Annotated in this window: 8 protein-coding genes; 5 read left to right on the forward strand and 3 right to left on the reverse strand. The window is 70.1% G+C overall.

Features of this window, described 5'->3' with window-relative positions:
* Window positions 1–3: 3 nt before the first annotated feature.
* The gene (locus tag BKA24_RS15050; protein ID WP_281385756.1) at window positions 4–1,434 is read right to left on the reverse strand and encodes an MFS transporter; all 1,431 of its coding nucleotides are present in this window, start codon (window positions 1,432–1,434) and stop codon (window positions 4–6) included.
* A 120-nt stretch (window positions 1,435–1,554) separates the two neighbouring features.
* Between BKA24_RS15050 and BKA24_RS15055 the strand changes: the two genes are divergently transcribed.
* Window positions 1,555–2,631, forward strand: coding sequence for a beta-eliminating lyase-related protein (locus BKA24_RS15055; protein WP_184220077.1), 1,077 nt, complete (start codon window positions 1,555–1,557; stop codon window positions 2,629–2,631).
* Between the two features lie 3 nt (window positions 2,632–2,634).
* Here the strand turns inward: BKA24_RS15055 and BKA24_RS15060 are convergent, their stop codons facing one another.
* A complete protein-coding gene (locus tag BKA24_RS15060; RefSeq protein ID WP_184220081.1) occupies window positions 2,635–3,303 on the reverse strand; it encodes an NUDIX hydrolase family protein in 669 nt (222 codons plus the stop codon).
* A 90-nt stretch (window positions 3,304–3,393) separates the two neighbouring features.
* Here BKA24_RS15060 and BKA24_RS15065 point away from each other — a divergent pair, with 90 nt between their 5' ends.
* Complete coding sequence (locus BKA24_RS15065; protein WP_184220084.1) at window positions 3,394–4,116, forward strand: alpha/beta hydrolase; 723 nt, start codon at window positions 3,394–3,396, stop codon at window positions 4,114–4,116.
* Here BKA24_RS15065 and BKA24_RS15980 read toward each other — a convergent pair.
* Window positions 4,043–5,137: a PucR family transcriptional regulator ligand-binding domain-containing protein gene (locus BKA24_RS15980; protein ID WP_184220087.1), complete on the reverse strand. Its 1,095-nt coding sequence runs from the start codon at window positions 5,135–5,137 to the stop codon at window positions 4,043–4,045. The two genes, BKA24_RS15065 and BKA24_RS15980, sit on opposite strands and share 74 nt — an antisense overlap.
* A 172-nt stretch (window positions 5,138–5,309) precedes the next feature.
* Here BKA24_RS15980 and codB point away from each other — a divergent pair, with 172 nt between their 5' ends.
* From codB to BKA24_RS15085, 3 genes are all read left to right on the forward strand, one after another.
* Window positions 5,310–6,653, forward strand: coding sequence for a cytosine permease (codB, locus tag BKA24_RS15075; RefSeq protein ID WP_221417341.1), 1,344 nt, complete (start codon window positions 5,310–5,312; stop codon window positions 6,651–6,653).
* A complete protein-coding gene (locus tag BKA24_RS15080) occupies window positions 6,650–8,185 on the forward strand; it encodes an amidohydrolase family protein (protein WP_184220090.1) in 1,536 nt (511 codons plus the stop codon). The genes codB and BKA24_RS15080 overlap by 4 nt, the downstream gene beginning before the upstream one ends.
* A gap of 327 nt (window positions 8,186–8,512) precedes the next feature.
* A complete protein-coding gene (locus BKA24_RS15085) occupies window positions 8,513–10,177 on the forward strand; it encodes an ABC-F family ATP-binding cassette domain-containing protein (RefSeq protein ID WP_184220094.1) in 1,665 nt (554 codons plus the stop codon).
* Window positions 10,178–10,230: the final 53 nt, after the last annotated feature.

The raw sequence follows: 10,230 nt of genomic DNA on the forward strand, positions 1-10,230 counted from the left end.
CGCTCAGTCGCCCGCCACTCCTCCGGCGGCGTGCCGGGAGGAGGGTGGGGCGTGCGCTGGCGTGCCGTCCTCGGCTGCGACCGTGGACGGTGCGGTGGCGTACTCGGCGGAGAGGATCCGGTAGGAGCGCGTGAGGAAGGCGGCCAGGGCCGCCGCCACCATCACGAGCCCGCCGACCAGGAAGATGAGTGCGATCCCCCGCACCTCGCCCTCGCCGAGCAGCCATGACCACGCGCGCTCCCCCTCGGCCGTCCGCAGATACGGGATGATCCAGAACTCAGCGATGGGCGCGATCGCGAACGACGTGATCGGGCCGGTGGAGACTTCCAGCGCCGTCGCGGCGCCGAAGACACGACCCTGACGTTCGAACGGGACGACGCGCTGAATGACGGTCTGCTCTGCCGCCTCGATGATCGGCACGAGCGTCATGTACGCCCAGATGCCGAGGGCGTACAGCCACCACCACTCCCGGAGGGTGAACACCGCTCCCAGCAGGCCCATGCCCGCCACCGCCAGCAAGAGTGTCCTGATCGGGTTGCGACCAAGCCCCTTCGCGGCGACGATGCCCCCGCCGATGAGGAAGCCGGTGGCGGTCACCGCCAAGACGATGCCCCAGATCTCGACCGCGAAGAGCTCGAGCCCGTACGGGTCCATGAGGGCCATGTACAGACCGCCCACGAGGTTGTTGAAGGTGGAGAAGAGGATCAGGGCGAACAGGCCGGGCACGGCGCGGATCGCCGCGGCGGCGCCGCGCACGTCGAGGATCTTCGACCCCGGGTCGGGGACGGGGCGCTCCTCGGGGATGCGCAGCATCAGGAGGTGCACGAGCGGCAGTGCGGTCAGACCGAGTGCGATCACCAGGGTCCAGCCCATACCGACGATGCCCACGGCCAGGCCCGACAGCGCGCTCGTGACGATGAAGGCGATGCCTTGGACCGTCCCGACGAGGCCGTTCGCGTTCGCGTGGCGTTCGGTGGGCACCAGGAGGGTGACGGTCGTCGAGAGGGCGATGTTGCGGAGGTTCTCGACGACCGCGCCGGTGAGGATGACGCCGGCGAAGAGCCAGAACCACGGACGCCCCAGGTCGAGGATCGCGGATTCGGGCTGCGCGAGGTAGATGGCCCCGGCAGCGAGGAACGCGGCCAGGGTGAACACCGCCGAGAACACCATGACGGAGTGTTTGCGGAAGCGGTCGACGAGGGTGCCGAACACCATCCCGAACACGGCGAGGAGCAGCATGTACGCGCCGCCGATGATGCCCGTCGCGAGCACCGATTTCGTCTCGAGATAGACCCAGAAGGTCAGCGCGAACCAGAGGAAGCTCGTCGTGACGTTCGCCACCGCGGTGTTCACCAGCACGTGGAGGAACGTCCGCATTCCGTTCGAGGGAACGGTGCGGGCCGGAGTGGGAGAACGCGACTCAGCGTCGGTCATGGGTCCGAGGGTAGGTCGCGGCTCCGACATCGACAATGACCCATCCACGCGCATACGGCGGCGCGGCACCGGAGTGCACCGCGCCGCCGACGCCAGCCCGCCTCGATCTAGGCTGGGACGGTGACGACGATCCACGACCGCACGGTCCGTTCCTTCGCCAGCGACAACTACTCCGGGGTCCACCCCGACGTGCTCGCGGCCATCGCTGCCGCCAACGACGGCCACCAGATCGCCTACGGCGAAGACGTGTACACCGCACGGCTGCAGGAGGTCTTCGCGCACCACTTCGGCGAAGACGCGCAGGCGTTCCCGGTCTTCAACGGCACCGGGGCGAACGTCACCGGCCTGCAGTCGATGCTGCCCCGGTGGGGCGCCGTGGTCGCGGCATCCACCGCCCACATCAACGTCGACGAGGGTGGCGCACCCGAGAAGGTCGCGGGCATCAAGATTCTGAACGTCCCGACTGGCGACGGCAAGCTCACCCCCGAGCTCGTCGACCTGGAAGCGTGGGGTTGGGGCGACGAGCACCGCGCGCAGCCGCTCGTCGTGTCGATCACGCAGTCCACCGAACTCGGCACCCTTTACACCCCCGACGAGATCCGGGCGTTAGCCGACCACGCTCACTCCCGCGGCATGCGCCTGCACCTCGACGGCGCGCGCCTGTCCAACGCCGCGGCCGCCCTCGACCTGCCGATCCGCGCCTTCACCAAGGATGCCGGTGTCGACCTCGTCAGCGCCGGCGGCACGAAGAACGGCGCGCTCGCGGCCGAGGCGATCGTCGTCCTCGACCCCGCGGCATCCCAGGGCCTCCCCTATCTCCGCAAGCTCAACATGCAGCTGTCGTCGAAGATGCGCTTCGTCTCGGCGCAGCTGATCGCGCTGTACGAGGGCGACCTGTACCTGCGCAACGCGCGCCACGCCAACGCCATGGCGGCGCGTCTGCGGGCGGCGGTCGAGGCGGGGATCGCCGACGGATCGATCACCGGCGTGGCCTTCAGCCAGCCGACGCAGGCGAACGGTGTCTTCGCGACACTCCCCGACGGTGTCGCCGATGCGCTCCGCGAGACGTTCCGTTTCTACGACTGGGATGCCGCGAAGAACGAGGTCCGCTGGATGTGCTCGTTCGACACCACCGAATCCGACGTCGACGCGTTCATCGCGGAACTCGCCCGGCTGACCGGCGGTGCGCGCGGCTGAGGCCTACCGGAGCGCGCCGACCGAGGCGAGCGCGAGACGGAGCAGCGTCGACCGGCCGCCCTCCATCTCGGCGGCGAGCGCGTCGGAGGACGCCTCCTCGGGGGTCATCCAGGTGACCTCGAGCGCGTCCTGACGCGGCTCGCACGTGCCGGTCACCGGAACGACGAACGCGAGAGAGACGGCGTGCTGGCGGTCGTCGTGGAACGCGCTGACGCCCGGGATCGGGAAGTACTCCGCAACGGTGAACGGCACCGGCTGAGGCGGCAGGAGCGGGAAGGCCATCGGCCCCAGGTCGTTCTCGAGGTGACGGAACAGCGCATCGCGCACCGTCTCGCCGTAGCGGACCCGCCCCGACACGATGGTGCGGGTGATCTCGCCGATCGGCGTCGCGCGCAGCAGCACACCGATCTCGGTGACGGCGCCCATCCCGTCGGTGCGGACGGGGATCGCCTCGACGTAGAGCATCGGCAGCCGGCGTCGCGCCTCGGCCAGTTCGACGTCGGTGAGCCAGGCGGGGTTGCCCGCCGCTCCGCCGCCGGGCGTTCCGAAGGACGCGTCGGCGCTCTGCCGCTCCGACCGCCCGAATGCCGCCCCGAGATCACGCAGCGGATCCCGTTGCGACCCGTCGTCGTCGCGCTCGTCGGGGTCGGGATCGGGGGTGCGGACGGCCATGCCTCATGTATACCCGAGGGGATGCCGGGGCGCCCGACGCCGGGCCGGGCGCCCACCCACGCGACCGGGACCCTGCGGCAGGATGGAGCCATGGTCGCCGCCGCTTCCCTCGATCCCGACGCCGTGCTCTGGTCTGCGCCGCCTCACGAACGCGCGGGGCGGCCGCTGCTCGTGCTCCTGCACGGGTACGGCTCGAACGAGCAGGACCTGTTCGGGCTCCTCCCCTATCTGCCGGACGCCTTCGTCGTGGCATCCGTCCGCGCACCGCTGTCGCCGCCGTTCCCCGTGCCGGGGCACTCCTGGTTCCCGATCGACGGGCCGCAGCGCCGCGACCCCGACCAGGTCGCCGCCGCGGTGACCGGGCTACTCGAGTGGCTCGACGACGTGCGGGGGGATGCCGCGCCGGTGGGTCTGCTCGGGTTCTCGCAGGGCGGCGCGATGGCGCTTCAGGCGCTCCGCACGCGCCCGGACGCCGCAGCCTTCGCGGTGGTGCTCGCGGGGTTCGCGCTGCCTGGCGCGGTGGACGGGGATGAGGAACTCGCCGCGGCCCGGCCGCCCGTGTTCTGGGGCCGGGGCTCGCGGGACGAGGTGATCGCGGCGGACCTCGTCGCCCACACCGCGCAGTGGCTTCCCGATCACGTCGATCTCAGCGGTCGCGTCTACGCGGACCTCGCCCACAGCGTCTCGGAGGACGAACTCGCCGACGTTCGCGTGTTCCTCGAGAAGCGGCTGGCGGCGATCAGCTGGCCCCGGCTCCTCGAGCGACGAGCGCCACGAGGAAGGCCGCCCGGCCCCGGGTCTCCAGCGGGTTGAGCCCGGTCAACGCTTCGATGCGCTCCACCCGCTTGCGCACCGTGTTCACGTGCACGAAGAGATCGCTCGCCGCGGAGATGACGGATCCGTCTCGCTGACACAATCGCTCGACCGTCTCGAGAAGGGTGGTCCGGTGACGTGCGTCATAGTCGATGAGAGGGGCGAGCAGGCGATCGCGGAATGGAGCGAGCTGCTCGGGAGTGAGTCGCTCGATGAGACCCTCCCATGTCGCGAGATCTCGGGGGCCCCGAGGCGCTCCGTGCCGTGCCGCGAGGGACGCCGCCGCGATCGCCTCACGCAACGCTCCCGCGAGGGCGGCCGGATCGACCGGGCCGCTCCACCCCACATCCCCCGCCAGCAGATCGTCGGTAGGCGGACCTGGCTGCGTCGCGGGCACGACAGCGACGGAGAATCCGCCGGTCGTTCCCACCAGAGCCGAGTCAAGGGGGCGCAGCACGCGCCCCCTTGCTGCCAGGACCCACACCCCGGGGACGTCCCCAAGCACGTGGATGAGGCGCTCGCGAAGAACGACAGCGCTGGCGTGGCCGCGGCGGACCATGTCGAAGATCGCTCCCACCGATTCCCGCGCAAGCTCCTCGGCGTCGTGCCGCTGCTGTTCGTGGGCGATCCGTCGGGTGATCTCGACGAACGGCACATCTGGAGGCACCGACAGCACCGCCAACCCCGCGGCGTTCGCCGCTGAGATCAACGCCGGAGGCACCGCCGATTCCACGACTCCCAAGGCGTAGCCGATGGCCGCGGGACGAGTGCGCCGGACCGACCGCACGAACGCACGCTGAGACGCGGCATCCCGAATCGAAATCCCTGACGTCAGGACGAGCTCCCCGCCACGCAGATACGGCGATGGGTCGAGCAGGTCGGTGGGCAACCCCCACCGCACGGCGCGGTCGAGACCCACCGACTCGCCGACGAGATCGATCCGCGGGTGCCCCCAGCGAAGGAGATCGCCCACCCGGAGCACGTCGACCTCCGCGACGAGGCGCGATTGGGTCGGGAGCACGTCGTCACCGTACGACCCGCCGATTTCCCTCCGATGACACCGTCGTTTCGGACAGGTGGAGATTCACACACCCCCCGACCCGGCCCGCTGTCACCGGATCCACTCTTCTGCGCCGTGCAACGGGATCGAAACACAGGACGCGTGGGATGTGACCACTCGGAAAGGAGTGCTCATGACCTCGACCACCGCGGCATCCGCCGCCCCGGAGCGCGTCGACCGCGACTACCCGCTCGGCCGCGTCCCCCACAGCGCCCGGCAAGGATGGTTCGCCATCCTCGTCGTCGTCGCCGGCTTCATCTTCTTCACCCCGACGATGGTCACCGGCGGCCAGGTCGCCGGTGCGTTCGGGTTCGCCGCGTTCGTCGGGCTCGCCGCCGTCGCGTCGGTGGTGCTCGCCCTCTACATCGCCACGCTCGGCGCGACAAGTGCCGCGACGGGGCTTTCCACGGTCCTCCTCGCCCGACTGTCGCTCGGACGGGTCGGCGGCAAGTGGGCCTCAATCGTCCTGGGCGGCACGCAGATCGGGTGGTACGGCATCACCGTCGGCATCTTCGCCGACCTCCTCGCGTCCGCGATCGGTTGGGAGGTCTCGTGGCCCCTGGCGATCGTGGGCGGCCTGGTGATGGCGACGACCGCGTACTGGGGATTCAAAGGCATCGAGATCCTCTCCTGGGTGTCGGTCCCGCTCATGTTCGCGCTCTGCATCTGGATCACGGTCGTCTCCGTCGACGAGGTCGGCGGATGGGGTGCCATGTTCGCCACGAGCGGCGACGGCACGTTGTCGCCGGGCCTGGCGATCACCATGATGATCGGCACGTTCATCTCGGGCGGCACGCAGGTAGGCAACTGGACTCGGTTCGCGAAGAGCCCACGCACTGCCTTCCTCATCTGCCTCGGCGTCCTCCTGGTGATCGAGACGGCGATGCTCGTCTTCGGCGGGATCGGCGCGATCGCCTTCGGCGAACCGGACTTCACGGCGCTCCTGTTCACGATGGGACTCGCGCTCATGGGCGTCCTGCTGCTGACGTTCAACCTCTGGACCACGAACGACAACACCGCTTACGCCTTCGGGGTCGCCGGCGCCGAGCTCGCGAACCGCAACGACAAGCGACCGTTCATCATCATCGGCGTGATCGTCGGAATCGCGCTCGCCGTGACGGGCGTCGCGAACGCTCTCACCGGCTTCCTCGTGACCCTGGGCACCGTGATCCCGCCGCTCGGCGGCGTCATCATCGGCACCTACCTCTTCGTGTGGCGTCGACGCGACCCCGGCACCGACGTGACCAGGGTGGGCATGTTCGTGTGGCCCGGCATCGTCGCCTACCTGCTCGGCACGGCGGCCGCCGCATTCGGCGCGTTCACCGGCATCGGCAGCCCCGCCGTACAGGGCATCGTCGTCGCGATCATCGCGGCTCCCGTCTGCCACGCCCTCGCGCGTCGCTTCGGAAAGGCCCCGACGGACGCCGTCGTCGGCGACGCGGCATCCACCACGGTCGGAACGGAGGTGTCCGCATGACCGGCACCCTCATCCGAGGCGCACAGGTCATCACGATGGATGCCGCGACAGGATCGACCCCGGTGAGTCGGGACATCCGGATCGACGGGGGGGTCTTCACCGAGATCGGCACGGACCTCCCCGCCCAGGTCGGCGACGAGGTCATCGACGGCACCGGGATGCTCGTCACGCCGGGGTTCGTCAACGCGCACACGCACTCGTGGGAGTACCTCTACAAAGGTCGCTACGACAACATGCCGCTCGAGCTCTGGATGCTCTACGCCTACCCGATCCTCGGTGGGACACCGACGAGTCCCGACATCGTGCGCCTGCGGACACTCATGTTCGCGATGGAATCCATGAAGAACGGCGTCACCACGCTCGTCGACGACGTCCTCGAAACCCCGGGGCAGGACCTCGACCAGCTCGCCGCGGTCGCCGGCGCGTACGAAAGCATCGGCATCCGGGCGAACGTGTCGGGCCACGTCATCAACCGGCCGTTCGTCGACACACTGCCCTTCGTGGCCGACTGGCTCCCCGACGACCTCGTGCGTCAGGTGCGGGCACAACCCGTGCTGTCGGCCGACGAGTACCTCGACTACTCGCGGACGGCCTTCGAGCGCCACCACGGGGCGGCCGGCGGACGGGTGCGGTACATGCTGGCGCCATCCGGGCCGCAGCGGTGCACCGACGACCTGCTGGTCGGCGCGACCGAGTTGGCCGCGGAGTACGACGCGGAGGTGCACATCCACGTCCTGGAGACGAAGACCCAGGCGGTCACCGGCGATGAGCTCTACGGCGGACAGACCCTCGTCGAACACCTCGATGGGATCGGCGCCATGAGCGAGCGGACGACGTTCGCTCACGGCATCTGGGTCACCGACGAGGACATCGAACGCATCGCGCGTCGCGGCACGTCGGTCTCGCACAATGCGATCTCGAACCTGAAGCTCGGCTCCGGTGTGCTGCCCTGGCGGCGCTACCACGATGCGGGGGTCAACTTGGGTCTCGGCACAGACGGGTGCAGTTCGAGCGACACCCCCCGGCTCATGGAGGTCATGAAGACGGCCGCTCTGCTGCACAAAGTGACCGAACCCGACCTGACCCGCTGGTCGACCGTCGACGAGGTTCTGCGTGCGGCGACGATCGGCGGTGCGCGCAGCGCCGTCCTGGACGGCTCGGTCGGGTCGATCGAGGTCGGTAAGCGCGCAGATCTCGTCATGTTCGACACCGAGACGCTCGCCTTCCTGCCGACGAACCGGCTCGAGAATCACCTGGTCTACAGCGAGAACGGATCCTCCATTGTCCGGGTGATGGTCGACGGCGTCACCACCGTCCTCGACGGCCGTCTCACGCTCATCGACGAGGACGCCGTCATCGCGTCGTTCCGCGCCGAGATGCCCGGCATCCGCGAGGAGCAGGACCGCCTGGACCGAGTGAACGACGCCTTCGCGCCGGCGTTCTCACGGATGTACGAGCAGGCGTCCGGCATGCCCACGGCAGTCAACCGCTGGACGGGGGACGAGCGGACCTGGGTGCACCAACCGGTGTGACCATGGGGTCGGATGCCAGGGGTCGGTGCCGAGTGGAGGCGCCGACCTCTGGCATCCGTTCGCCGTCGTCGCTACCATGGTCGACGTCCTGTCCCGAGTGTGAGGAAGAGCCGTTGAAGGCAATCGACGCGATCGCGCTGTGATCCCGCGCTGACCCGTCGACCCTCCTCGAGGACGAATCCGACGGTCCGCCCGGTGATCAGATCATCGACCAGCGCGGACCGTCGCCCTTCGACGCAGCACCTCGGTGCTGCCCGGACGCATCGAGCGCTGCGTCGCGGATCGTGGGCACACGCGTCTGCGCACCCCTGAACACGGGAGGCGCTCATGCCCCATACCCTCACCTCTGCGGTCACCCTCGACCGCCTGTCCTTCACCTGGCCCGACGGGTCCGTCGCGCTCAGCGACGTGTCCGGCGCCTTCGGCGTGCGCCGCACCGGCCTCGTCGGTCGCAACGGATCGGGGAAGTCCACCCTGCTGGCCCTCATCGCCGGCGGACTGCAACCGACGTCGGGCACCATCTCGACGAGCGGGCGCGTCGATCTGCTGCCGCAGCAGCTGACCCTCGACACGGGGCGCCGCGTCGCCGAGCTCCTCGGCGTCGCACGTGCGCTCGACGCGGTCCGCGCGATCGAGCGCGGCGACACGGATGAGCGTCACTTCGACGCGGTCGGCGACGACTGGGACGTCGAGGCGCGGGCGCGCGCGGGACTCGCGGAGGTCGGCCTCCCGGCCGATGCGCTGGACCGCCGCGTCGGTGAGCTCTCGGGTGGGGAGGCTGTGCTCACCGCGCTCATCGGCATCCGTCTGCGCGGCGCCGAGATCGCCCTACTCGACGAACCGACCAACAACCTCGACCGCGACGCCCGCGCACGCGTCCGCGAGCTGGTGCGCGGCTGGCGCGGCACGCTGATCGTCGTGAGCCACGACACCGCGCTCCTGGAGGATCTCGACGACACCGCCGAGCTGTACGGCAGCGACCTGTCGGTCTTCGGCGGTCCCTATTCGCAGTGGCGCGCCTGGCTCGACACCGAGCAGGCCGCGGCCGCCCAGGCGGAGACGGCCGCGCGACAGCTCCTCAAACGGGAGAAGCGCGATCGGCAGCAGGTGGAGTCCGCGATCTCGACCCGGAACGCGCAAGGCAAGAAGGCCGCCTTCGAGCGGTCGGCGCCGCGCATCGTGCTCGGCGCCAAGAAGCGCGCCGCGCAGGTGACCGCGGGGCGGTTGCGCATGGAGGCGAATGAGAAGGTGGATGCCGCGCGAGCAGCCGTCGACACCGCCGGTCGGCGGGTGCGCGACGATGACGCGGTGCGGATCGATCTGCCCGACCCCGAGGTCGGGTCGGGTCGTCGCATCGCCACCCTCGGCGACGGCGAGCGGTCGTGGGTGCTGCAGGGGCCGGAACGCGTCGCGCTGATCGGCCCGAACGGGGCCGGCAAGACGACGCTGCTGGAGCGGCTCGTCGCGTCGGCGGGAGGTGCGGACGATGCGCCGAATGCAGGTCCAGCCGGTGCTGAGGCCGCCGCGGGGCGACCCGACCGTGCGATTCCCCTGCACTCAGCACACGCCGTCGCGCACACCGACCGGGTCGGGTACCTCTCGCAGAGGGTCGACGGGCTCGACGAAGCGGCATCCGTCCTGGAGAACATCCGCACCGCGGCGCCGGGCGCGGGCGATGTCGAGCTGCGGAATCGGCTGGCGAGGTTCCTCGTGCGCGGCGACGCCGTGCACCGGCCCGTGTCGGCGCTCTCCGGGGGCGAGCGCTTCCGGGTCGCTCTGGCGCAGCTGCTGTTGGCGGAGCCGGCGCCGCACCTGCTGGTGCTCGACGAGCCGACGAACAACCTCGACCTCGACACCGTCGACCAGCTCGTCGAGGCCATCGCCGCCTACCGGGGTGCGGTTCTGGTCGTCAGCCACGACGACGCCTTTCTGGCGCGGATCGACCCGAACCTGACCCTGGAGTTGCGGGACGGGGTGATGACCGAGGTGTGAGCGGTGCCGCGGTGACGCCCCACCGCAACCCCCACCGCGATGTCGGAGGTTCG

It is taken from the genome of Microbacterium marinum (assembly GCF_014204835.1).
Lineage (GTDB): Bacteria > Actinomycetota > Actinomycetes > Actinomycetales > Microbacteriaceae > Microbacterium > Microbacterium marinum.

Excerpts from the sequence above, each read along its gene's own strand:
- BKA24_RS15050 (WP_281385756.1), bottom strand. The coding sequence starts at position 1,434 with ATGACCGACGCTGAGTCGCGTTCTCCCACTCCGGCCCGCACCGTTCCC.
- BKA24_RS15060 (WP_184220081.1), bottom strand. The coding sequence starts at position 3,303 with ATGGCCGTCCGCACCCCCGATCCCGACCCCGACGAGCGCGACGACGAC.
- BKA24_RS15065 (WP_184220084.1), top strand. The coding sequence starts at position 3,394 with ATGGTCGCCGCCGCTTCCCTCGATCCCGACGCCGTGCTCTGGTCTGCG.
- codB (WP_221417341.1), top strand. The coding sequence starts at position 5,310 with ATGACCTCGACCACCGCGGCATCCGCCGCCCCGGAGCGCGTCGACCGC.
- BKA24_RS15080 (WP_184220090.1), top strand. The coding sequence starts at position 6,650 with ATGACCGGCACCCTCATCCGAGGCGCACAGGTCATCACGATGGATGCC.
- BKA24_RS15085 (WP_184220094.1), top strand. The coding sequence starts at position 8,513 with ATGCCCCATACCCTCACCTCTGCGGTCACCCTCGACCGCCTGTCCTTC.